This is a genomic window from Nitrosomonas sp. (genome assembly GCF_019752095.1).
In the GTDB taxonomy this organism is placed as follows: Bacteria; Pseudomonadota; Gammaproteobacteria; order Burkholderiales; family Nitrosomonadaceae; genus Nitrosomonas.
On the sequence record NZ_JAIEMO010000004.1, the window covers coordinates 16,070 to 40,878 of the forward strand.

A 24,809-nucleotide genomic window follows, 5' to 3' on the forward strand; every position below is an offset into this window, starting at 1 on the left:
CTGAGTTATTCGCCGCCATGCAGATAAAACACGTATGTGTTGAGCAGATAGAGTGTGAACAGACCCAGGCTAATCCAGCCAATGCTAATGAAGAGGCGGGTGCTGGGTCGATAAACCAAGCCGACGATAACGATGCCGCTCATGATTACTGCCGACAAAGCAGAAAAAGCATGCAAGGGTGAAGTATGCGTTAGCAGTGGGCCTGCAAGAAAAATGAGGTCTTCCAATGCCAGTATCAGAATATTGAACAAGTTGCTGCCTAATAGATTGGCAATCGCCATATCTAGTGCGCCCATGCGAAACGCGGCAATGCTGACGGCAAGTTCAGGAAGTGAGGTGATCCCGGCAATGAAGAGCGTGCCTACAAAGGTGTTGTTCCAACCCATCAGTGCAGCCAATTGTGCAGCCACAAACGGTAAATATATTCCTGCAGCGATAACCGCCAAGGCAGACAGCGCATAGCGTAGATAGGCCTGATGCAGAGTTATATCCGGATAGCGATCCGCGACCCGCTCAACGAACTCTCTGACCTGCGCGCGTTCATGGATATACATTGCACGCATGGCAACGATATAGAACATTATGATGGCGGGTGTATAAATACCGATGTGGGCGATATTAAAAGTGTTTTTATCGATCAGTAAAACATTTAGTCCCACAAATCCAATGAGTATTACGCCAAATCCTGCAGATAGAATGTGGCTCGAGCTGGCGCGACGGTACAATGATTCGCCACGCACCAGAAAATCCAGTACTACCAGAATAGTCAAGTTGAATACGCAACTACCCAGCAAGCTACCCACTGCAATATTGGGTATGTTTGCCAGTGTCAATGCACTGACACCGGTAACCAGCTCGGGCAGTGAAGTCACCGTGGCAAGTAGAATAAGACCCACCCAGCTTCCAGATAAACCTGTCTTGTCGGCGATAACGTCGGCGTACCGGCATAATCGAGTCCCTGCCAAGCCAATGAGCATGGCGCAAAGGCCAAATTCAAACCAAATGATCAGAGCGGTCAGCATGTGACAGGTATTTTATGTGTTTGGTACGAACGACTGGATGTGGGCATTTTTAATCATGCTATCGAGCAGAAAGAAGTAGCAATCTTAGCATTTCTGTTCGATAGCGCATTGCTTGGTCAGATATTGTGATTATCATCAAATGGTTATGTGTTTCTCAGGAGTGACTGTGCAAATCATCGAGAGCTACATTTTTATAGACATTCATTATTCCAGACAGCTCGCCTGGAATAATTGTTGTTCGATAATTTTTCAGGGTCGATTAAGTAACAAAATGAGTAGTTCTGCAAAGATCTCACAGCATATGTCGCTTGCAATAACCTTATTTTCCAGTCAGTGTGGGATATTCCATCGGCTCATAATGAATTAGTAAGCGGATGTCCTTCGCCTAATGTCTGAATTCACCGAGCTGCACGGTTTTCACGCATTTCGCCGCCAAGCAAATGCTCAAAAAACCATCGCATGATCGACTAAATACTTTCCGTTTTGATGCACCAGCACCATTTCCGCGACAAATTCCCCCGGCGCTTTTGTAAAAGATTGTTTCCACACCATGGCTACCGAGTTTGGGCGCCTGAAAACGGCGATTGGCACACGCTCTGAAAAATATCCTTTTTCGGATTGATACTGCTGACAAACATGTTGGAGATACTCCGGGGTAACAATGGCTTTCATACGCTCAGTAAAATCCCGGATATGCCGGGCATGATCGATATGGGTTGAGGCATCCATCAAGTTGTCCATAATGGGATTGGCAATTTCCCAAATCTGCTGATCGCCCATTTTCTCGAAGTTCATAATGCTGTCATTTCGGATCACTTCCGGTGCCGGATTGCTTTTTGTACGTTTCATACGAGGCGCTTGTGCTCGACAGGCAACGATCACGATCTAGTTGATCCATCAACCGGTTACACTCATTGCGTTGCCACGATTGACCCGTGGTATAAAGTTGCTGAGTTGAGCAACCCGCAAGACCGATTGCAAATGCCATCGATACGATTCCAAGAACCAGCAAGCACGGCCGTTGACTGGAAGTCAAACTGCCCATGATTAGATAGCCATCAAACCACGACATTGATCATCCAACTGATACCAAAACGGTCAGTAAGCATGCCAAAACGCGGCGACCAGAATGTTTTGGCTAACGGCATTTGCACCTGCCCACCATCGGATAGCGCGGTAAAGAAACGATCCGCTTCGTTCTCCGTAGCAACCGAGATGGAAAGTGAAATACCGCTGTATTGCTGACCTTCTTCACATCCATCCGAAGCCATCAGCACATTGTCGCCGATGCGAAAGCTGGCGTGCATCACTTTATTGTCAAACCCCGGTGGAAGCATATCCGCAGGTGGCGGTTCTGGACTGTCTTTGAAACGCATCAGCATGTCAATCTGTGCATCGAGTGCGGTGCGATAGAACTCCAACGCTTCTTCACAGCGTCCACCAAACATGATGTAGGGTTGAATCAATGCGCTTGGCATGTTATCTCCTTGATATTAGAATATTTGTATCTTGCGATATCCACGATCATCGCGCTATTATTTTCAGCAATGAGTGAGGTTATTAATCCGGTGTTGTGAGTTTGAGGCCAACGATGCCTATAATAATTAAAGCAACGCTGATTAAACGTGCCGCATTCACAGGTTCGCCAAACAGTACGATTCCGAGAATCACCGTGCCGATCATGCCCACGCCTACCCAGATGCTATAGGCAGTGCCAACCGGAAGCGATTGCATGGCAATGCCCAGCAACCAAACACTGGCGATGATCGCGAAAATCGTTCCAACCGTGGGCCACAATTGCGTAAAACCTTCCGTATACTTCAATCCGATGGCCCAACCAATCTCAAATAGCCCCGCAACAACAAGAATAACCCAAGCCATATGCACTCCTTTCCGAGTTACGGGGCCGTCCCCTGAAAGAGTCGGAGCGGTGAGGTCGTCCTCACTTCCTGCTAAAAATTTGTTTGCTCTTTTGTATAACAGCTTACACACCGGTTTATTTACTAATATGAAATCACAAAGTCTTCAAATATTCAATAATAGCAAAAGCGCTTTGTTTGTCGTCAGACCAATTGAGGCGATAAGTTTTTTCACCTTCCACGATATCCTTATCGTGCCCTTTGTTGCTCAAAGCAGGGATCGTGTTGACCTGAAACACATAGCCCTCATTCTGATTGGTTGTTTGTTCAGAATTCCAGGAAAAACCGAGATATTGAGAATCGTAATCAAGGCGACTTTTGATAAAGCTGATCGGGCGCTCGTCAGGAACCAGTAAATGATAAACAGTCGGTACCGTGCCATTATGCAAATAGGGCGCTTGCGCCCAGATACCACTTAATGGGCGGGCATTGTAACCATGATGTTCATTATTGGGCGACATCAGCAGGTCTTTTTTACCCTCAAGAGAAATACCGTCAAACTCGGCACAGGGCTTGACATCTTTACCAACCAACTGAATGGAAGTATCCGGCGCACAGTTTGCATACAACTGTTTGCGTGCGGCATAATTCAGCAACGTGCCGACCACGTAAGCCCTTTTCATGCTGGTACCGAGATTATCGTACACTTTGCCGTTTTTAGGCTGATGGCAATCAGCACAGTGCTGTGCAAATAGCGCTTGCCCCTTTTTAGCCAGTTCGATATCCACATTAAAAGGATAAGGGCTGGCCGGTAAACCATCGAGCAGTTCTTCGGCAAAGGCAGCCACCCGCACATCGGTTTTTTCCAGTCCCAAGGTCAGCATGGCGATCAGATTGCGGTAGATCGGCATCGGCACATTACCGTTCCATTGCCCTCCGCCATTGATAAATCTTTTATGGCTTTCATCCCAGCTTGCACGGCGCTTATCTTGTTCCCATACCGACATAAAATCGGTAATGCCCGGCTCCGGCGGAAGCGAGACACTGGCAAATCCCTTAATAATTGGAATCTTGCGCAGACTCATATAGCCGTTGATGGCACTTAGCCCCGTCGCATCCGCCATTCCGGGAAAACCGGCCAGCATTTCTGATTCAAGATCTTCGTAGTTCTTGGCGATTAGCGCGCCAAAACCTTCGTATTCCGCTTCAGCGCGCTGCGCAAACTGCTTGATTGTTTGCACAGCATTTTGTTTGAACAAGGCGATTTGCGCGGCTTCGTAGTCAGCGTCAAAGTTTCTAGTGCCTGTTTGGAAATTGTTATAAAAATAATGCGGATCGTGTTGCTGAACTGCATCCAAAGCATCAAGCAACTTCTGCGTTAACAATTGGTATTTATTGTCGCCGGTTTCATCCGCATAGGCTGTTTGCAAGGTCTGATACAGCTTGACGCGGAATAACGCAATATTGAAAGTCGTATTTACGCCGCCGTCGAGATAGTCCATTTGGCCGTTTTCAAGCCGCACACGGCCGATGTGGCAAGCGCCGCAGGTGAATGATGCATAATCGATATTACCTTGCGCCTCAGCGCGAGACAGACCGCTAAAACCAATGCCGCGTGCAACGGGATAGGATTGCTGCCGCTCATCAATAAATAGACCCACCGCATCAAGAAAATTTTCTTCGCCTCCCCATAATTCCGGCGCCAGTTTGGGTAAGAGTTTCAACGCAATATAAGGAATACCATCGACTTCGCTAAAAGCAAAATTGCCGAACCAATCATAAGCGACTTGATGAGACTGAATGTAATTTGATTTTTCTTGAGATTTTCTGGCTTGCGCCTGCTCCCAGTTTTCCGGTACTTCACTCACGACAGCGGGTGGTAGCGGTGCCTCTAACGGATGCGCAATACAAGCAGGCAACAAAGCGGCAAAGAGAATGCTTAATGTGATTTTCATGATACTTAGTCCTATTGAATTAAGATCGTGCATCAGTGTAGCAGCATGCGGTAAAGTGTTAGATAGGCTGTTGCGCTCGCGTGCCAACTGAAATCTTTGGCCATGCCATTTTTTTGCAGACTTTGCCAGGTCTTTTTATTGTGATAAGCAAGTACTGCACGTTTTATGGCGCCTAGTAAGTTATCAGCCGTCATCGGGTAAAACACGAAGCCACTGGCCGTACGATTTGCCAGTGTGTCGGGGGTGCAATCCACGACTGTATCGAGCAGACCGCCCGTGGCATGAACTACCGGAGGAGTACCGTAGCGTTGACTATACATCTGATTCAATCCACAGGGTTCGAACCGTGATGGCATCAGAAAACTATCAATACCGGCCTCTACTAAATGAGATAAAGCTTCGTTAAAACCAAAATGGAGTGCGATTGATTCAGGGTAGGTTTGTGCCAGCATGGAAAGCAGATGCTCTAGTTCGGCATTACCACTCCCAAGCACAACCAGTTGCGCGGGTATTTTTATTAATTGCGGAGCAATCTGGATCAGCAGATCAATCCCTTTCTGATGGCTCAAACGGCTGACAACACCGAATAGCGGGATAGTTGCGTCAACTGCCAGTCCCATTTGTCGTTGCAGCGCAGCTTTATTAGCCGCCTTGTCCGACAAGTTTTTGCTACTGTAGTTTTTGACCAGATGACGATCCGTTGTAGGATCCCATTCAGTGGTCGCTATACCATTGATAATGCCGATGAGATCAGGCCGGCGCGCAGCCAGTAATCCTTGCAAACCGAATCCCAACGGTTCTATCTGAATTTCTTTAGCATAATTGGGGCTGACGGTAGTGATCTGGTCGGCATAATACAGCCCCGCTTTGAGAAAAGACAAATTGCCATAGTACTCTACCCCGTTGATATCGAAGCTATCTGGCGGCAACCCTAGTTGTACCGCACTTCCAGGTGGGAAAATGCCTTGAAATGCTAAATTATGGATGGTCATCATCGTGGCAGCTTTCTTCCCCGAATGAAAATGTAAATAAGCCGGGGTGAGCCCACTTTGCCAGTCATTACAATGAACTATGTGCGGACGCCAGGCAATCGGACTGGCGTCACTGGCCAGAATGGCACCAATTTTTGACAACAGGCCGAAACGTAATGCGTTATCTGGCCAATCACGGCCAAACGCATCCATATAGGGTCCGCCTTCGCGGTTATACAACCCGGGACAATCGATCACGAACACCGGAATTTTCTCGGTTTTGCTCAACGATAATCGGGCCGAGAGCAATGAAGCCGGTGGAAACTGTGATAGCGCATTGAATTCGGCTACTTTGGATTTGTATTTCACTCCGGCAATGACTTGCGGGTAGCCGGGTAACAAAAGCCGCACATTGCTGTGCAACGCACGTAATGCAGCGGGTAATGCTGCACTGACATCACCCAGGCCACCAGTTTTGCACAAAGGGTATACTTCAGAAGTGATAAATAGAACGCGAAGTTCTTGAGATCGCGGCATAAATGATATTTCTACTGATTTTCCTTGAAATAATTGATCAATCCGTTGGTGGATGAATCGTGCGTTGTCACAGGTTCACTGTGTTCCAATTCGGTTAGAATTGTTCCGGCAAGCTGCTTGCCTAGTTCCACCCCCCATTGATCAAACGGGTTAATGTTCCAGATTACGCTTTGCACAAACACTTTATGCTCATACATTGCGATTAATGAGCCCAATGTCTGGGGATCCAGTTTCTTGAATAAAATGGATGTGGTCGGGCGATTACCAGGAAAAATCTTATGCGGCAGTAGTCGTGCCAAGGATTCTTGCGACATACCTTGCGCTTCAAGTTCGGCGCGTACTTCCTGTTCATTTTTGCCCGTCATCAGCGCCTCTGTTTGAGCAAAAAAATTCGCCAATAACATGCGATGATGTTCGCCCATTGGATAATAGCTTTGGCAAGGCGCCAGGAAATCAGCTGAAACGATTTGCGTGCCTTGATGTAACAATTGGTAGAAAGCGTGCTGACCATTGGTTCCGGGTTTGCCCCAAACAACTGCTCCGGTGGCGTAATCGACCACTTCACCATTGCGGGTGGCGCGCTTGCCATTGCTTTCCATTTCCAGCTGCTGCAAATAGGCGGGGAAGCGGTGCAGCGATTGATCATACGGCAGCACAACATGAGAAGATGTACCGAAAAAATTGATGTGCCAGATACCAATTAAACCCAGCATAACCGGCAAATTTTTCTCCAATGGCGCAGTAGCGAAATGCTGATCCATTGCTCTCGCACCTGCCAGCAACGAATAAAAATGATCCATGCCAACAGTCAAGGCAATCGGCAATCCAATAGCTGACCATAATGAATAGCGCCCACCAACCCAATCCCAGAATTCAAACATGTTATTCGGGTCAATGCCAAATTTTTCCACTGCAGCGCGATTGGTCGAAACAGCGACAAAATGATGCGCGATGTCTTTTTCATTGCCGCCGTTGGACAGAAACCACTCGCGCGCAGAATGTGCATTGGTCAGAGTTTCCTGAGTAGTAAACGTTTTTGAAGCTATAACAAAAAGCGTCGTAGCCGGGTCAAGCTGCCGCAAAATACCTGCTAGCTGCGTACCATCAACATTTGAAACAAAGTGTGGTGAGATGCCTTTCAGCCAGTAAGGTTTGAGTGCTTCAGTCACCATTACCGGCCCCAGATCCGATCCACCGATACCGATATTGACAATATCGGTAAACATTTTTCCGGTATAACCTCTGCGCGCGCCGCTTTGAATCGCAATCGAGAAACGCTCCATCTGCTTCAGCACGCGCTTAACATCCGGCATCACATCCGCACCATCAACCATTATGGATTGATCACCCCGTAACGCAATATGCAGTACCGCACGTTGTTCAGTCGAATTGATTCTTTCCCCGGAAAACATTCGTGCAATCCAATCTTTTAGCTTCTGCTGATGCGCCAACGCCAGCAATAATTCAACAGTTTCATGATTGATCGGCTGCTTGGCATAATCCATCAAAATATTGTTGAAAGTCAGAGAGAACCTTCCAAAGCGTTGCGGATCCTGTTGAAACAATTCCCGCAAATGTTGATGCGTCATAACGGATTGATGCGCCTGTAAGGCTAGCCAGGAAGATGATTGCGTAAGAGTAGACATAGCGTTTTTGAGTTGCTGAATATTAGGAGTTATGAATCTTGAATGAAATGAAACTACCGGACATTAATCTCCAGTGTAATGATTAATTCCTGAGTTGTTACAGGCCATTCCAACAGCAGTGTCGTTGCCTGCATAATTTTTTCAAACCCGCTTTCAGATTGCGACACCGAAAAATGTGGGTGTGCACTTAACGTCACTGGATGAGATGTTTTTAGCACCACGCTACCGCCCAGCGTATCGTCGTCTAATGTTATTTCAGTCATGCCGGTTAACTGAAGCAATTCACCAAAACCGCCACGAATTTTTCCCTGATAAATGTAGCGTCCGCCCATGCCATCACAACTAGGCATCGCAAGATTGATTTCGGTACTGAATCCATGCGCCAATTTAGCGGTAAAATGATATGCGACCTGTAATTGATTCTGATCCAACATGACGTGTTTATGGATCGGATATTGGGTATTTTCAGATTGAAAGTGGTTATTCTCAAGTGCTGAAGCGACGGATCGATAGGCGATAAACGTGCCATCCAAGCGATCGACGAACAAGCCGCGAGGATGAGCGTCGGCGACAATGTTTTCCGCATTAATCTCATGCTTATAACTGATTCGGTCGTGCGCTGACGCGATGCCGCTAACGGTATCACTGGATGAATCCAGTTGTCCCGTCTGAATTTTCTGGTAATAATGTTCGGTTTGAACGCGCAAGGTATCGCCAAAGTTATGCTTCAACAGATAAGCATCCAGTTCGCAAATACTGGCAAAACCGTCTAATTTTAGCACTGCTTGTAGCACACCATTTTGGAGGTACGCTTCTTCCACACCATCCAGGTCGGTATCTTCGGTAAAATATGAAGGACGCGGCGCGCAGGTATCGAGCAACGCTTCCAGTTCAACCATGCCATTGTATACAGCACGCCGCAGATGCGGGAGGTACAGGCCGCCAAACATGCCATGCCAATAGGCATCATTCGCTTGAGATTCGTACAGTTTCTGCTGCATTTCATTAGTGCGTTGTAGCGCCGGTAATTTATCCAGCCGCGCAGAAAGCCCCAACATGCGCTTATGCATCCAATTGGATTCTGGGTAGCGGGAAAAAAAGTTTTTCCAAATGCCGCCTCGGATAAAAGCCTTCTTGTGTTCATACCAACCGCTTTCCTTTGCTTGCTGTAACAGCTCTGCATAAATATTGGCGGAATGCGCAGGCAGCGTCCATTCATTCATTTCTATGTACGATACCGTAGGCAGATAAACAATGCCGCGGGTTTTCTCACCGGCATGATATTCGCTGTAATGCTGGGTACTTATTTTGTCGGAAGCCAGTACGCCTTGGATAAAATGCTCAAGCCAGCCTTGCTCATATACCCAATGATACGTTTCCGGCCAGATGCCAAATTTCTCGATATCATCAAAATAAACCGCCGCAGGGTTAGCATCTGGCAAATGATGATCCGCTAATGATTCCAGATAAGCGATGGTCTCTTCAACCGGAGAGAAAGGAATTTTATAGCGCAAGGATTCAGAAATTGGGAATAAATCGAGTTTATAAGCATCTTCCTCGGTAGTGAAATAACCACTCAATTCTTCCGGTGTTTTGCCGGCACATAGAAAATGGTAATCATCTACAGTGACATAGCGAATTCCGCAATTCACCAAAGCCGGAACAACCGTAGATTCCCAAACACGTTCAGTCAACCACGCTCCTTGTGGACGTTGACCAAACTTTGCTGCCAGTTTATTGGAGAAAGTATCAATCTGCCCGATGCGATCCCGGTTCGGAATGACCGCCAAAACCGGCTCGGTATCACCCGCACCGAATAATTCCACTTGCCGACGCGCAACCATCTGATGCAGCAATGCCATATCATCAGGAAAATGCTGCAATAGATAATCCAGTAACCATCCCGAAAAATGAACTGAAAAACGAAAGTCTGGGTAGCGATAAAGTATCTGCAGAAAAGGTTTGTAACAACGCTGATGCGCGTCCTTCAATACATCGGGAAAGTTGCCGACGGGTTGATGGGCATGAACACCCAAAAGCAGCGAAACACGTTGTGACATTCAATGACTCCCGTAACCGTTAAGAACCCAAGGCAATCCAGAATACTTTTTTCAAGCACGGATGAATGCGGTTTGAATTAATCCCCGTTTGACGAGGATCGCCGCATCGCTCCGCTCGTTTCGGTGTATTCATTACCTTTACTAACGGGCTCAAGTATTGTTGGAGGTGTCGGTAGTTTAAGCAAATGATATAGATTTATCAGATTTTTCCTGAATAATTGATCGAAGCTAGCTACCGAATGTGCCGGGTTGTAATCACCAAACCACCAAAACCAATCTGAACTCTCACAAGACGCCAATTGCCGACTGGCTTGAGTTTTTTCTTCCTCAGTCAACCGGTCGCTTTGCATCACCAGATCAAAACTATGTTTAGCCGCACAGAGCATGTCCCATGCGCAATTTTTTTCGTTATCGCCAATCCAAGTAGAGAATGTTCCATATACCCAGCTACCCGCTGCTAGCTTAGGCAAAGTTTCAATCGTATTGATCTCAGCCTGTGCAAGATAATCCCGATAAGTTGTGGTACGAATATACGGATGATCATCAAGCAAATGATAAAGATCATCAAGAAAATAGAAACCGTTATAGGGATATGATTCCCAGGCATTCTCACCATCCAGAATAATACTGATAATCGGATTTTCCTGAGCTGATGTGTTGTGATAGATGTGATCCAAAGATTGCACAAAATTTTCAGCAGCGTCACGGCCAAACCATTTGGAATATTCAAAACCGATCAAGTCAGATAATTGATCATCGCGGAAAAAACAAATGACGTCTTTTGATTCTCCATCTATCCGGTAAGGATGATACAAATAGTGATTGCGATCCGAAAGTGGCTTATCAGGATATGATGCACATAAGCTATTGACCAGCACACCTTCCCCACTAGCACTCCACTGACAACCTTGTTCTGCCAGGATCTTTATTAATGCGGTTGATAAAGCCCCTTCAGCAGGCCAGGCACCGACAGGCTTTTCATTAAAACGCTGTGTGTGACTGGTGATTGCAGACGACAAATGAAATGCTACACGGCTACGCCCACCTGGATAGATGTTATGCACGGGCAAGGTAACATCAGGCTGACTATCTTGAGCAGAAGTAAAATCAATCAGAAGCGGCGCGAGCGGATGATAATGAGGCGTGGTGGATAATTCAATCTGACCAGACTCAGCAAGCTTGCGATAGCGTGGAATCAGGTCCGCAATTAATTCTCCAATTAAAGTAAAGAGCTGTAGTCTATCCTCATGGTTAAACTCCTGATTCTTAGCCATCAATTTCATCACAAACTCGTTGTTTCGCCGTACACTTTCCCCCATCCACGCCAAGTGATACCAAACCACTAAATCAGCGAGATATTGCCCCGAAAAATACTTTAACTCACGCTCACTCACTTTGTTGAAAACTTGATAAAGTTCGTGTAAGCGCTTATAAGCTGGGTACGGTTGCAACATGTTCTCATGATTGCTGAGAAAGCAACTGTCAAATAAATACAGTCGATCCTGCATCGTAATGTTTTCGAGCTCAGGTGTCGCTAGCAGGCGTAACAAAGGACAGCGTACTTGCTTGGTGGAAAATTGTTGTGTGAAATCTTCCAGCTGATCCAACAGTACCGGCACAAAATTGACAACCGCTTTGGTTTTTGGATGCGACTCCAAATGATAAGCCATATCGGTATAGTCCTTAATGGCATGCAGATACACCCAAGGCAACACAAATTGATTAGTCACATAATCCCGATAGTCCGGTTGGTGCATATGCCATAACAAGACAAGATTTATTTGTTTCATTATAAAAAATAATACTTATTAAGTTAATAATTAAAGACTCTTATTGAGTCAGTTAGGTTTTTGACATGAATATGAATATGCTTAGCACTATGTGCCGATCAGCATTATTTGAAACGTTTATTCAATCTTCGTTAACATACGTTATGTATTTCCTGCCCTAGCATTTCTGGTGTAATTAACGTAATGCCTTTTTCAGTAACATAGAACCGCTTGCGGTCCTGCTCAGGATCAAATCCAACGGTTAATCCTTCAGGAATCACGCATTTCTTTTCCACCACAACACGCCGTAGTTGTGCATGGCGGCCAATTTCCACATTGGGAAGTATGACCGAATCCTCTACATGACTGAAGCTATTGACTTTCACGTTGGAGAACAGCAAGGAACGACGAACGGTAGCACCGCTGATAATACATCCACCGGATACGGATGAGTCCAATGCCTGACCACGTCGGTCATCATCATCAAAAATAAATTTTGCCGGAGGCAATTGTTCCTGGTGTGTCCAGATGGGCCAGTCATCATCGTACAGATTAAGCTCCGGCGTGACGGAAATCAGGTCAACATTGGCCTCCCAGTATGCATCCACTGTTCCAACATCACGCCAATACGGCATTCCGGATGCCATATTGACGCAACTATTCATGAATCGATGCGCAAAGACGCGATAACGGGGCACTAAATACGGAATCAAATCTTTACCAAAGTCATGCGATGAATCATGATCTTGATGATCGCGAATTAATTGTTCATAGAGAAAATCGGCATTAAATATATATATACCCATGCTCACCAACGCTTTCTCCGGTTGACCGGGTATCGACACGGGTTGAGCCGGTTTTTCAATAAAACTGGTTACTTGCCATTGGTCATTGACGCCCATCACACCAAAAGCACTGGCTTCTTGCTGTGGAATTTCGAGACAAGCCACCGTCATATCCGCAGATTTCTCGATATGTTCAGCCAGCAGCTTACTGTAATCCATTTTGTAAATGTGGTCTCCGCCCAGAATCAATACATATTTCGCATCGTGACGCAGTAAAATATCGATATTCTGAAATATCGCATCGGCTGTCCCTTGGTACCATGTTCCATCGGCAGTTCGCTGCTGCGCCGGAAGTAGCTCGACAAACTCCTTAAAACGTCCATCGAGAAAACTCCAGCCATGTTGAATATGGCGAATCAGGCTCTGTGCTTTATACTGGGTCACTACACCTATACGCCGAAAACCTGAGTTGACACAATTGGACAGAGGAAAGTCAATGATGCGAAATTTCCCACCAAAAGGCATAGCTGGTTTAGCGCGCCAGTCGGTCAATTGATGTAAACGGCTACCCCGCCCACCCGCTAATATCAATGCCAGTGTTTCATGTGTGATGTTGCTACGGAAACGGCTGCTGGTACTGTATTTCGCCTGGGATTCATTTGCATGTACAGGTTCATTTTTATCCATAGCAATTAATAGCCCTTTTGCCTCTATGTGAATATGTTATCGTATTATGGCACTTTCTCACAGACTGCTTCGAATTTAATTGCCTTTTGTCAAAGAATAGACAGGTTATAATCCAAGCCGCATCTGCTAACTCCATATTAAAGGTGATGACCACGAGCAAACCCAATTATCTGCTACATGCACTGCTCAACGCAAAGCTCCATGATCCTTATGCGTATTTAGGGTTACATAGAGAGCATAATCAAGTTTTAGTGCGCGTATTTCGTGCCTTTGATGCACAGGTATGGATCAAAACATCCATCGGCTATGAGCCGATGCAATGCGTTCATCCTGAAGGAGTTTTCGAATGGCGCGGCGAATCGATGCCGACCATGCCGTACCGCTTGCGCATTGAAGGGAAAGACTCAAAGCATGCCGTCTATGAAGCATACGATCCCTATGCTTTTATGCCACAAATTTCTGATCATGATTTGTATTTATTCAATCAAGGTAAATTATGGCAGGCATATCGCATGCTGGGGACTCAGCCGGCCAAGAATGCCGGTGTTGATGGAATGCGCTTCGCAGTATGGGCGCCAAATGCAGAGCGCGTCAGCGTCGTAGGAGATTTTAATCGCTGGGATGGCCGAATACATCCGATGAAAGTGCATCACGCCAGCGGTGTATGGGAATTGTTTATTCCGGAATTACCCTCCAACATTCATTACAAATTTGAAATTCGCAATCGCGATAGCGGTGAAATTCTTGTCAAGACGGATCCCTTTGCCCAGCAATACGAGTTGCGTCCCAACACGGCCGCGTTGATCCCCGTGCATAATGCCTATCATTGGCAAGATACCACTTGGATGTCACGTAGATCCGATTGGGATTGGCTGCATGCGCCGCTGAATATTCTTGAAATTCACGCCGGATCATGGAAACGACATCCGGACGGACGCTTCTATACCTATCGGGAACTGGCAACGCATCTATTGCCTTACGTGGCGGAGATGGGTTATACCCATATCGAGTTGATGCCCGTCTCCGAGCATCCGTTGGATGAGTCCTGGGGTTACCAGACGACAGGATATTTTGCCGTCACCAGCCGCTTTGGCTCACCGGATGATTTCCGGTTTTTCGTGGACACCTGTCATCAGGCGGGAATCGGCGTGATTCTGGATTGGGTGCCTGCGCATTTTCCTCAGGATACTTTTGCGCTGGCACGTTTTGACGGCACCGCCTTGTATGAACACGAGGATCCACGCCTGGGGTTTCATCAGGATTGGGGTACCTATATCTTCAACTATGGCCGCAATGAAGTGAAATCCTTTCTTTTGTCCAGCGCTCATTATTGGCTATCCGAATTTCATTTGGATGGATTACGCGTCGATGCGGTGGCTTCAATGCTTTATCTCGACTACTCACGCAAGGATGGCGAATGGTTGCCAAACAGATATGGTGGACGGGAAAATCTGGAAGCGATTGATTTTATTCGCGAGCTGAATATCATGGTGCACGGAGAATTTCCAGGCGCACTCACACTGGCGGAAGAATCCACTGCTTGGCCGGGTGTGTCGCGCCCTACCTATGTCGGCGGTTTGGGTTTTTCGATGAAATGGAACATGGGTTGGATGCACGATACGCTCTCTTATATGCAGCAAAATCCGATTCACCGGCGCTATCATCACGAACAGCTGACTTTCAGCCAGCTCTATGCGTATACCGAAAATTTTGTGTTGCCTTTTTCGCATGATGAAGTGGTGCACGGCAAGGGTTCACTTTGGAGCAAAATGCCCGGAGATTCCTGGCAAAAATTTGCCAATGTGCGCCTGTTACTGGTCTATCAAATGACTTGTCCAGGAAAAAAGCTCAATTTTATGGGCAATGAATTCGCACAGCAACGCGAATGGCGCGTGAGTCACGAACTTGACTGGTATTTACTGGAGCAACAACCACATGCCGGGGTGCAAGCTGCTGTGCGCGATTTGAATCATTGTTATCAAAATACCCCGGCTTTACATCAGCTTGACTTTACTGCCGAAGGTTTTCACTGGATCGACTGCCAGGATGCCGACCAATCGATAATCGCTTACCTGCGGCGTGCCATCGACGAAACATTTGTGCTGATCATTCTCAATTTCACTCCGGTACCACGCACCGGCTATCGCATCGGCGTACCAGCTGCCGGCGCTTATCAAGAAATCTTTAATAGCGACTCCACCTATTACGGTGGCAGCAATGTCGGCAATTTAGGCAATATTGACAGTACACCGATCCCCTGGATGGGATTTGCCAATTCAATGGCAATTACGCTGCCGCCACTGGCAGGGGTTATTTTTTCTTGGAAGGAATTACCCAGAGATTAAACTGACTTGATTTGTCTAGCTTAACGGGTCGTTGAAAAACGTTTTCGAAGCAGCTGATGCAAGGAAAAAACAGGTGAGAAAGCGCAGTTTATGTCAAGTAAATGAGAATTTTGAACTTGTTTTTAACACTGCAGCGGTAATGCAGATAGTTTTTCAACAGCCTGTTAAAGTGAAACAGTCTGCGAAAACATGCTGATCACCACAATCCCCGCAATGATTAGCGCCAAGCCAATCACAGCGGGGATATCCAGCGATTGCCCGAAAAAGACCCAACCGCTCAGCGCAATTAATACCAATCCTGCGCCGGACCAAATAGCGTAAGCCACACCGACCTGAATGGTTTTGAGTGTCAGCGACAGCAAATAAAAGGCCAGTACATAGCCCACAATCACTACGAGCGATGGCCACAAGCGAGTAAATCCTTCAGATGCCTTAAGAAATGAGGTTGCAATTACTTCACTGAGAATCGCGATTGAAAGAAAAATCCAGTGCTGCATTCTAATAACTCCATATTTTTCGCTACTTGGTGGCGGATACATTTATTAATTCCAAATGACACACAGAGTAACTATAACAGGGATGAGTAACAACCAATGACCGACAATCATTTCAGCCTTCTTTGTTCTAAAACCGGCAATCACAATGGAGTGCCGATTTTTTCAGGACAATCTATTACGTAAACGGTTCGTTGAAGAACGTTTTCGAAGCAGCTGATGCAAGCCAGAGATAGGTGAAAAAGCGCTTTATACCTAATAAATGGGCATTCTGATCTTGTTTCTAACGCCGTAGCAGCATTGCCAGATAGATTTCAATGCTTGATCAATCAGGCAACTTCAACTTGCTTACTGCGGTATCTGATGAAACCAAGAAAACCCAGTCCAACAGCCAGCATGGCATAAACTCTCGGCTCTGGAACGGGAAGGAGATTGACTGCAACATCGGAATCCACTGCCGCCATGGTCCCAGAATAGATCAGAGTTGAATTATCGGGAAAAATGACGGATGCTCTAATCACCATTCCGATCAGATCGGATACTGTCGCGGCATAGTCACCGTTACTCGCAACATCGGGATCCCATAAGAACTGAAATTTATCAAGCGGATCATAACCGGTGAAGTTAAAACCGAAATGCAGCGCATTATGCACGCCAAACAGAGATGAAACCCCGTCACCAGCGGGATCATGAACGAAACCAGAATCTTGCACGGCATCAAACACCAGCGGTTCTCCAAGTGTACACCCCGTGTTGCCGCACTGCGTACCCAACAAATCAAACCGCAGACTCTGGATCATACCATCGGTCCTGTTAGAACTCGCAATATCTACCGTAAAGGAATTGAGCGGACCAAGGTTTTTTATGAAGATTGATCCGGATGCGCCTGCATGACTCGTTCCACCTAGCGTCACTACGAAACCAACCGCCAGAGCAATTTGTTTCAACCATTTTAGTATCTTCATTCGCTTTCCCTTTCAAGTAAAAACATCTTGGATTCTTTTTGCTTGTTATCGCAAATACGCATTGTGCAATGTAATCACTTTCCTTGGTAGCTAATTGTTCATGGTCGTTCCTGAAAGTTTACTATTACTATTTAAATAGCCCGATGTTTATTATGCGCAAGATAATTAAGAATCGCTACCAGCAATTTGAATTCGCGGATTAAACTTAGCCAGACTTCATGTTTCTTTTATTTTCCGCTATATCACTTCGCTATCTGAACCAGTTACTTGATTAAAAGGTTTATGCTGGAAAAAATTCTCGATATTGCTCGCCAATTGATCCAGCAAGCGCTGCCTAGATTCCCGACTGGCCCAAGCGATATGCGGCGTAACAATCAGGTTTTCCGGTTGCTGCCGCAGTATTAGATTTTCCTTGTCCGGTGGTTCTTCCTGGATCACATCGATCGCAGCACCAGCAATCCGGCCATTGGATAAGCTCTGCAATAAATCGGCTTCATTGACCAAACCACCGCGCGCGGTATTGATCAAATACGCAGAAGGTTTCAGTAGATCCAATTCTCTGCGGCTGATCAGGTGTTGAGTCGCCTGCGATAATGGACAATGCAGCGTAACAAAATTCGCCCGCCGCAACACGTCGTCAAACGCGGTTCTGCCAGAGCGTGGCGGTTTGCCTTTATGCTCCGCGATCAGCACCTGCATACCGAATGCGTGTGCCACGTTAGCCACCGCCTTGCCCAATTCACCAAACCCGATGATTCCTAATGTTTTTCCGGATAGCTCCTGAATATCAAAATCCAATGGACAGAAAAATTGGCTCGCTTGCCAGCCGCCGCGTTTCATCAGCTCCTGATAATCCACAAAATGGCGCGCCAGATTCAGCATCAGCATAAACACGTGTTGCACTACCGAAGGCGTAGCATAACCACGCACATTACACACCGGAATATTGCATTCACCGGCGGCTGCGAGATCGACATTGTTATACCCGGTTGCCGCCACGCAGATGAGTTTCAGATGTTTCGCCGCAACGATTGCCGCGCGATCGACAAACACCTTGTTGCTGACGATCACCTCGGCCGTGTGGATTCTTTCCTGCACCTCCTGTTCAGAAGAGTCATGATAATACTGCCACGGTGATACCGCTCGCTCCAGCGCCGCGCAATCCATATCGCCGCGAGTTACAGAACCAAAATCCAAAAAAACAGCGCGCATCTCAATCCTCCAGTAATGATCGAAAATCATACCACAAGCGATGCTCGGACGTTCCTTGCGGGTCACGTAGAATCGTGCGCATCTAAAAATATTGAGTAGTGTACTTTTATCGCACGACTTGCTACATTGCTCATCTGCCATCAGATGTAGACGTGATTTCTAGCGAGGAAATCAGAATATGACTGAAACAAAACCCAGTGCTCCAAGTGTGATTGATGTTAAAGCTGATTCACAAGAGGCGCTTGCCACCAGTCAGTTTGTTCATCGAAAAATCCTGCTTCGTCTGTTTCTAGGATGGTTGTTTCTCAGCCTCACGATTGGAGGCGTCGTTCTATGGCTTGAAATTTCGCGCTTCCAGCAATTCGTCCATGCGCTTGCGCTCAAGGAATCTGCCGCGCTCAGCGGTGAATCCCCTTATGATCTGGAACAACTGGATGGATCGACTTATCAACACCTGACTAATCTGGCGCAACAATTGGTCAAGCGCAATTTTCTCGTGGTTGAGCTCTATGATGTCAATAAGCAGCTAAAGATCAAAGATGAACTGCTGCACACACTGCTGCTGATCACCGTTAGCATCACTGTTACCACCTTTCTGATGTATCCGATCATACTGACGATCAATAGGGAATTGACTAAACTTTCCACTGATCTTTTAACTGGAAATCTGGAGTTGATGAATGTGATGGGCAGCGCCATCGCGGAGCGCGATTCCGATACCAACAGCCATAATTACCGCGTTACCTTTTATGCCCTCCGGATGGGGGAGACGGTCGGACTGCATCACGAAAATATCCTCAATCTGATCACGGGCGCTTTTTTGCACGATGTCGGCAAGATCGGCATTCGCGACCCGATTCTGCTAAAATCCGGAAAGCTGACCCCACAGGAATTTGAGATCATGAAAACGCATGTCACGCTGGGTGTGGACATACTAAAACAATCCAGCTGGCTTAGTGGCGCCTGCGATGTGGCTCATTTTCATCACGAAAAATACGATGGCAGCGGCTACCCGGAAGGACTCAAAGGCGAAGCAATTCCGTTGAACGCGCGAATATTCGCCATTGTTGACGTGTTCGACGCGCTGACCTCCAAACGCCCGTATAAGGAATCATGGACGGTGCATGACGCTCTTGCCGAACTTGAACGTGATAGTGGCAGTCATTTTGATCCACAGTTATTGCGTATTTTTGTGTCGATCGCCCCAGCGCTCTATCAAGAGGTGACAGGCATGGAGGAAAGCCAGATGATTGCCATGGTAAAACACTGCATTTCGCGCCATTTCCTGACAACCGCAATTGGCACCAAGCCTCAAAGCCAAACACCTTGAATCAGGATTCCTTCGATTGTTACCGGATAAGAACCAAAATTATGAGTACGGCCATAGGAATTACATCTAGAAACCTTTGCGTGGACAAAATCTCATTGAGAAGGGCGAAGTGTTATAGCCCCATTTTAAATCTGCAATTGAATTGGTATCCATGAATTTCTCCGAATTTGATGTCACCCGTCGTACCCGCAAAGGAAACTGTCTCAATCAAATCGATGATCCTATCGAGACCGTTTGCAAAAACAAAAGACTCTTAGTTATAGACCTGACCCTATTTCTAAACCCTATTTCTGGACCCGGCGTGGTTCTGGATATCAAGCCATTTGGCTAAAAATGAAGCAAAAAAACAGCGCATTAAAAAGGGCGGGAATAATGCGCTGCATACCGCGAAAATAAGTAGAGAGTAACCCAGTTATCTAGCGACTAGAGAGACACAAGATAACTGGGAGACCCAGTGCGATCTATATGGGGAACCACCGAATCTGATTCAATAATGCAATACTTCTTTCCGAAAGTATGTACGATAACTAACACAAGAAATACTACACCCAAAATGCAAAATGCAAAATGGGGTCAGGTCCATAATCAAGAAAAATAAGGGGAAAAATGAGACTCTGACATCATTCATGATCATAACAGCGCATCGCGATGATATTTCAAATGCTCTCCCATAAACGTACTGATGAAGTAATAGCTGTGATCATACCCACTGTGAAATCGCAGCGTCAGCTTCTGCTCCGCTTCGCGGCATGCTTTTTCCAGAGCTTCGGGGTACAGTTGCTGCGCCAGAAACTGGTCGTCCAAACCTTGGTCGATTAATAAATCTGGAATTCGGCGGCCATCCTCGATCAGTGCGGTGGCATCGTACTGACGCCAGTTTTTCTGATCTTCACCCAAATAATGGCGAAATGCTTTCTGTCCCCACGGGCATTGCATCGGTGCGCATATCGGCGCAAAGGCGGAGACCGAGCGAAACAGATCGGGATAGCGCAAAGCCAATGTCAATGCGCCATGCCCACCCATCGAATGGCCGAAAATGCCGGTGCGACCCGGATCTGCGGGGAATTGATCGATGATGATTTGACGCAGTTCTTGCGTGATGTAGCTTTCCATGCGGAAGTGTTGCGACCACGGTGCTTTTGTTGCATCCAAGTAAAACCCTGCGCCTGCGCCGAAATCCCAAGCATCAGTTTCACCGGCGATGCCGGTTTGGCGCGGACTGGTATCCATTGAAACCAGTATCAAGCCATACTCTGCAGCATAGCGCTGCGCCCCGGCTTTGATCATAAAGATTTCTTCGGTGCAGGTCAGTCCCGCCAAAAAAAACAATACAGGAACACGCTGATGCTGAGCCTGTGGCGGTTGATACACGGAGAAGCGCATGGGCAAACCGATGACGGAAGACGCATGCTGATAAAATCCTTGCACACCGGCAAAACAACCGTGCTGGCTGCGTATTTCCAATTCAGCCATGATCAGTAAATCACCACGGAGCGGATTGATTCACCCGCTTTCATCAGGCGGAAGCCTTCGTTGATGTTATCCAGTGTCAGGGTATGGGTGATGAGCGAATCGATGTCGATTTTGCCTTCCATATACCAATCGACGATCTTGGGTACATCGGTACGGCCTCGTGCGCCGCCAAAAGCGGAGCCTTCCCATTTGCGGCCGGTAACGAGTTGAAAAGGACGCGTGCTGATTTCCGCACCGGCCTCGGCAACGCCAATGATGATGCTGCGCCCCCAGCCTTTATGCGTACATTCCAAAGCTTGCCGCATGACTTGAGTATTGCCGATACATTCAAAACTGTAATCCGCGCCACCGTCGGTCAGTTGCACCACGGCATCGACGATATTGGGCACGTCCTTCGGATTGATGAAATGCGTCATGCCGAATTTTCGTGCCATCGCTTCACGTTCAGGATTGATATCGATGCCGATGATTTTGTCGGCACCGACCATGCGTGCGCCTTGAATCACGTTCAAGCCGATCCCGCCCAGACCGAACACCGCCACGTTCGCGCCGGCTTCGACTTTGGCGGTGTAGATCACCGCACCGAGTCCGGTAGTGACACCACAGCCGATATAGCAAACCTTATCAAAAGGAGCGTCTTCACGAATTCTGGCCAGCGCGATTTCAGGTACAACCGTGTAATTGGAAAAAGTGGAGGTGCCCATGTAATGAAACAGCGGTTTTCCATCGATTGAAAAACGCGATGAGCTATCCGGCATCAGGCCTTTGCCTTGAGTGCTTCGAATCGCCTGGCACAAGTTGGTTTTTTGGGAAAGGCAGAATTTACATTCGCGGCATTCTGGTGTGTAGAGTGGAATGACATGATCGCCTTTCTTCAGCGACTTTACGTTGGGACCGGTATCCACCACTACACCGGCACCTTCATGCCCCAAGATAGTCGGGAAAAGGCCTTCGGGATCAGCACCGGACAGCGTGTAATAGTCGGTATGGCAAATGCCGGTTGCTTTGATTTCGACCAGTACTTCACCGGATTTCGGGCCTGCCAGATCGACCTGTTCAATCGTTAATGGCTGACCTGCTTTCCAGGCTATCGCAGCTTTTGTTTTCATTGAAATTTCTCCTGGTTATATTTTGTGATTGCGCAGATGCGCCAGCAAACCACGACTGGCTTCCTCGACCATATCCAGCACTTGTTCAAATCCTTGCTGCCCTCCGAAATAAGGATCAGGCACTTCGATAGTTACAGGGGCATTTTCGCTATACTGCATGAATAATTGAATCTTGCTGATATGCTGCTGCGGGCTTCGCTGTTGCAATAAGGTGAGGTTTTCGTTGTCCATTGCAAGAATGTAGTCAAATTCCTCGAAATCACTCGATTTTACCGCGCGGGCGCGTAATTCGTGCATTTTGTATCCGCGTTGTAATGCCGTATGCTGCGCGCGCTGATCCGGCGGGTTGCCAATATGGTAAGCATGCGTGCCCGCGGAATCCACTTCTATCATATGATCTGCCCCGGAGGCCTTAACAATATGCCGGAACACGGCATCCGCAGTTGGAGATCGACAAATATTTCCCATGCAGACAAATAGTACTTTTATTTTTTTATTCTGTTCCATGATTATTGTGACTCTAGGTTGGCAGATATTAATAATATTCGATGAGTTGCCATAAGTCCTTAGCAAATCAGCAAGCTGTGTTTTTAGCACCCTTCAGGCTTTTCTGAATTAACCTAAAGTTTACTAATACGTCATTAAACTTGGCAAGCCATCTTTTTGGAAACTATAAAGTGATTCTATTCCATTGGTGTCATAATACTTATGTCGGCTCAATATATGATTGCCGTTTAGCAAGCTGTTGAAAAACTAACTTTCATCGAAAACATTTATTGTTAACATTGCAGTTTTAAGGTGCACATAACACATAATAAAATTTGACACCTAACTGATATTAGTAACAGGGATAATACCTATCATGACACAAATACACGATCAAATTCTGCCTGAGGGCACTCAAATTGGCGTCTATGAAATCAAGGGCGTTGCAAAAGTCGGTTCATTTGATATTACTTATCGTGCCTGGAATCATCATCTTAAAGAACGGGTGAAAATACGCGAATATTTTCCTCACGATTTCGCCATACGCGCGATGGATGGTCTTGGTGTTGAACCTAAATTTTTAACGGATAAAGAAAATTTTGATTATGGATTAAAGGCATTTCTGGATCAGGCCGAGATTCTGACTCAGATTGAGCATCCTAATATTGCTGTAACAGAAAATATTCTCTCATTGAATGGAACGGCTTATCTGATTATGGGTACCCAGGAAGGTATGCCACTCTCCAAGCTATTAGAGGCACGAGCATCCTTGGCAGAGACCGAATTAAAATTCATATTGGTATCGGTTCTGAGCGCCTTGCAGAAAATACACGAACACAAAATCGTGCACGGCGGTATTCAGCCGGCGGTGATTCTTATCGGTAAAGATGGCGAACCATTACTGATCAATTTTGCTGCTGCACGATTGGCGATCGCTGCGCGCACTCCGCGGTTCGCTGAGGAGTTAGCCATCGGTTATGCGCCTGCGGAGCAATATGAAATCGACAATAAACCAGGATCTGCAACCGATTTCTATGCATTGGGTGCAATCCTCTATGCTTGCATGACACATCAGTCACCTGTTGCAGCACAGACCAGGAAAATGACCTTAAGCCGGGGGGAATCCGACCCAATGAGCGATCTTTCCGGATCTCCGGACATTGCCTATAGTGCCGAATTATTGCAAGCGGTTCAGTGGATGTTGCGACCAGAATATCAGGATAGGCCGCAATCGGCAGAGGAGATTTTGGCGCTGCTGAAATCAGAGCATGCCAGCGAAACGAAAACTTCAGTCGCAAAACAGATGGCTACAGAGCCAGTTGCGCATAGCCGTTCGGCTGCTAATAACAAGCTGTTGATGGGTGTCATGGTCGGTATCGTTGCTCTGGTAACAGTTGGCTTGTGGTTCGACGAAAATCCTGCGGGATCGTCGTCGGATGACGGATCAGGTATTGTCGCCACTGAGCCCTTATTTCAACGCAATCCAGGCAAAGTTACTGGCACCCCAGAGACAAAAGAAGATTCATCCGTTGCTTCGGTTGCAACTGAAGCAAACCCTGAATCTGGTGCAGACAAAATACCCAAGACTGCGCAAGAAGTATTGAGTGAGACCGAGAATCAACCAGCAGAAGGCATACCTTTCCCAGAGAGTTTAGCGATTGTTGAACCGGCACGTAATGCTAGAGAAGCTACCAAACAGGTATCCGACAACGCTCAGCCATTAGCGGTGGCAAATGATGCATCGTCGCCTCAATCCACGCAGCAGAACGCGCCGGTAAAACCAATGGATGCAGGTTTAATTAAAAAACATTTGGCTGCTGCTGAAAAAGCTATGAAAGCAGAGCGCTTCACTACACCTGCAAGAGACAATGCCTATAAATATTACCAGATGGTGCTGACGATGGAATCCAATAACGCAGAAGCGCTTGCAGGATTGCAGCGGATGGTGGATCGGTATATTCAGTTTATTGAAAAATCAAAGACTGAAGGTAAACTCGGTGCGGCTAAGCTTTATTTGCAAAGAGCGGAGTCTGTGTTGCCGGATGACCCTAAGCTACAGAAAATCCGGACTGAATTGGCGAGCGCTCAATAAAGTACTTCGCCG

22 protein-coding genes are annotated in these 24,809 nt (G+C 46.8%); 5 read left to right on the forward strand and 17 right to left on the reverse strand.

Annotated elements, in window-relative coordinates:
- Positions 1–5 precede the first annotated feature (5 nt).
- On the reverse strand, positions 6–1,022 hold the full coding sequence (locus tag K2Q13_RS01840; protein WP_292918949.1) for a sodium:calcium antiporter: 1,017 nt from the start codon (positions 1,020–1,022) through the stop codon (positions 6–8).
- On the opposite strand from K2Q13_RS01840, the gene K2Q13_RS01845 reads away from it, so the two are divergent.
- Positions 1,023–1,151 carry a hypothetical protein gene (locus tag K2Q13_RS01845; RefSeq protein WP_292918950.1) on the forward strand — a complete coding sequence of 43 codons (129 nt, stop codon included), beginning with the start codon at positions 1,023–1,025 and terminating at the stop codon, positions 1,149–1,151.
- 315 nt (positions 1,152–1,466) lie between these two features.
- Here K2Q13_RS01845 and K2Q13_RS01850 read toward each other — a convergent pair whose 3' ends face one another.
- From K2Q13_RS01850 to glgC, 10 genes are all read right to left on the reverse strand, one after another.
- Positions 1,467–1,871, reverse strand: coding sequence for a hypothetical protein (locus K2Q13_RS01850; protein WP_292918951.1), 405 nt, complete (start codon positions 1,869–1,871; stop codon positions 1,467–1,469).
- Positions 1,825–2,094 carry a hypothetical protein gene (locus tag K2Q13_RS01855; protein ID WP_292918952.1) on the reverse strand — a complete coding sequence of 90 codons (270 nt, stop codon included), beginning with the start codon at positions 2,092–2,094 and terminating at the stop codon, positions 1,825–1,827. Before K2Q13_RS01855 ends, K2Q13_RS01850 begins: the two co-directional genes overlap by 47 nt.
- On the reverse strand, positions 2,081–2,500 hold the full coding sequence (locus K2Q13_RS01860) for a VOC family protein (protein ID WP_292918953.1): 420 nt from the start codon (positions 2,498–2,500) through the stop codon (positions 2,081–2,083). Before K2Q13_RS01860 ends, K2Q13_RS01855 begins: the two co-directional genes overlap by 14 nt.
- A gap of 82 nt (positions 2,501–2,582) precedes the next feature.
- The gene (sugE, locus tag K2Q13_RS01865; protein WP_292918954.1) at positions 2,583–2,903 is read right to left on the reverse strand and encodes a quaternary ammonium compound efflux SMR transporter SugE; all 321 of its coding nucleotides are present in this window, start codon (positions 2,901–2,903) and stop codon (positions 2,583–2,585) included.
- A 133-nt stretch (positions 2,904–3,036) separates the two neighbouring features.
- Complete coding sequence (locus tag K2Q13_RS01870) at positions 3,037–4,836, reverse strand: c-type cytochrome (protein WP_292918955.1); 1,800 nt, start codon at positions 4,834–4,836, stop codon at positions 3,037–3,039.
- Between the two features lie 32 nt (positions 4,837–4,868).
- Positions 4,869–6,344: a glycogen synthase GlgA gene (gene glgA / locus K2Q13_RS01875; RefSeq protein ID WP_292918956.1), complete on the reverse strand. Its 1,476-nt coding sequence runs from the start codon at positions 6,342–6,344 to the stop codon at positions 4,869–4,871.
- A gap of 11 nt (positions 6,345–6,355) precedes the next feature.
- Complete coding sequence (pgi, locus tag K2Q13_RS01880; RefSeq protein WP_292918957.1) at positions 6,356–7,990, reverse strand: glucose-6-phosphate isomerase; 1,635 nt, start codon at positions 7,988–7,990, stop codon at positions 6,356–6,358.
- A 53-nt stretch (positions 7,991–8,043) separates the two neighbouring features.
- Entirely contained in the window at positions 8,044–10,050 is a 2,007-nt protein-coding gene (locus K2Q13_RS01885) for an alpha-amylase/4-alpha-glucanotransferase domain-containing protein (protein ID WP_292918958.1), read from the reverse strand.
- Between the two features lie 77 nt (positions 10,051–10,127).
- Positions 10,128–11,840: a glycoside hydrolase family 57 protein gene (locus tag K2Q13_RS01890; protein WP_292918959.1), complete on the reverse strand. Its 1,713-nt coding sequence runs from the start codon at positions 11,838–11,840 to the stop codon at positions 10,128–10,130.
- Positions 11,841–11,971: 131 nt separating this feature from the next.
- The gene (gene glgC / locus K2Q13_RS01895; protein ID WP_292918960.1) at positions 11,972–13,291 is read right to left on the reverse strand and encodes a glucose-1-phosphate adenylyltransferase; all 1,320 of its coding nucleotides are present in this window, start codon (positions 13,289–13,291) and stop codon (positions 11,972–11,974) included.
- A 146-nt stretch (positions 13,292–13,437) separates the two neighbouring features.
- Here glgC and glgB point away from each other — a divergent pair, with 146 nt between their 5' ends.
- A complete protein-coding gene (gene glgB / locus K2Q13_RS01900; RefSeq protein ID WP_292918961.1) occupies positions 13,438–15,636 on the forward strand; it encodes a 1,4-alpha-glucan branching protein GlgB in 2,199 nt (732 codons plus the stop codon).
- A gap of 164 nt (positions 15,637–15,800) precedes the next feature.
- Here the strand turns inward: glgB and K2Q13_RS01905 are convergent, their stop codons facing one another.
- The 3 genes from K2Q13_RS01905 to K2Q13_RS01915 all read right to left on the reverse strand — a co-directional run bounded on the left by K2Q13_RS01905 (position 15,801) and on the right by K2Q13_RS01915 (position 18,307).
- Complete coding sequence (locus K2Q13_RS01905) at positions 15,801–16,133, reverse strand: SMR family transporter (protein WP_292919034.1); 333 nt, start codon at positions 16,131–16,133, stop codon at positions 15,801–15,803.
- Positions 16,134–16,459: 326 nt separating this feature from the next.
- Positions 16,460–17,095, reverse strand: coding sequence for a PEP-CTERM sorting domain-containing protein (locus tag K2Q13_RS01910; protein ID WP_292918962.1), 636 nt, complete (start codon positions 17,093–17,095; stop codon positions 16,460–16,462).
- 237 nt (positions 17,096–17,332) lie between these two features.
- Positions 17,333–18,307, reverse strand: a complete 975-nt coding sequence (locus K2Q13_RS01915) for a 2-hydroxyacid dehydrogenase (protein WP_292918963.1) — start codon at positions 18,305–18,307, stop codon at positions 17,333–17,335.
- A 178-nt stretch (positions 18,308–18,485) separates the two neighbouring features.
- Between K2Q13_RS01915 and K2Q13_RS01920 the strand changes: the two genes are divergently transcribed.
- Positions 18,486–19,637 (forward strand): HD-GYP domain-containing protein, encoded by a 1,152-nt coding sequence (locus K2Q13_RS01920; protein ID WP_292918964.1) that lies wholly within the window; start codon positions 18,486–18,488, stop codon positions 19,635–19,637.
- Positions 19,638–19,788: 151 nt separating this feature from the next.
- Entirely contained in the window at positions 19,789–19,968 is a 180-nt protein-coding gene (locus tag K2Q13_RS01925; RefSeq protein WP_292918965.1) for a hypothetical protein, read from the forward strand.
- A 299-nt stretch (positions 19,969–20,267) separates the two neighbouring features.
- Here the strand turns inward: K2Q13_RS01925 and fghA are convergent, their stop codons facing one another.
- From fghA to K2Q13_RS01940, 3 genes are read right to left on the reverse strand one after another with little or no spacing between them, the layout of a single operon-like run.
- Positions 20,268–21,110, reverse strand: a complete 843-nt coding sequence (gene fghA, locus K2Q13_RS01930; protein ID WP_292918966.1) for an S-formylglutathione hydrolase — start codon at positions 21,108–21,110, stop codon at positions 20,268–20,270.
- A 2-nt stretch (positions 21,111–21,112) separates the two neighbouring features.
- A complete protein-coding gene (locus tag K2Q13_RS01935) occupies positions 21,113–22,219 on the reverse strand; it encodes an S-(hydroxymethyl)glutathione dehydrogenase/class III alcohol dehydrogenase (protein WP_292918967.1) in 1,107 nt (368 codons plus the stop codon).
- Positions 22,220–22,234: 15 nt separating this feature from the next.
- Complete coding sequence (locus tag K2Q13_RS01940) at positions 22,235–22,726, reverse strand: low molecular weight protein-tyrosine-phosphatase (RefSeq protein WP_292918968.1); 492 nt, start codon at positions 22,724–22,726, stop codon at positions 22,235–22,237.
- A 355-nt stretch (positions 22,727–23,081) separates the two neighbouring features.
- Here K2Q13_RS01940 and K2Q13_RS01945 point away from each other — a divergent pair, with 355 nt between their 5' ends.
- The gene (locus K2Q13_RS01945) at positions 23,082–24,797 is read left to right on the forward strand and encodes a protein kinase (RefSeq protein ID WP_292918969.1); all 1,716 of its coding nucleotides are present in this window, start codon (positions 23,082–23,084) and stop codon (positions 24,795–24,797) included.
- Positions 24,798–24,809: the final 12 nt, after the last annotated feature.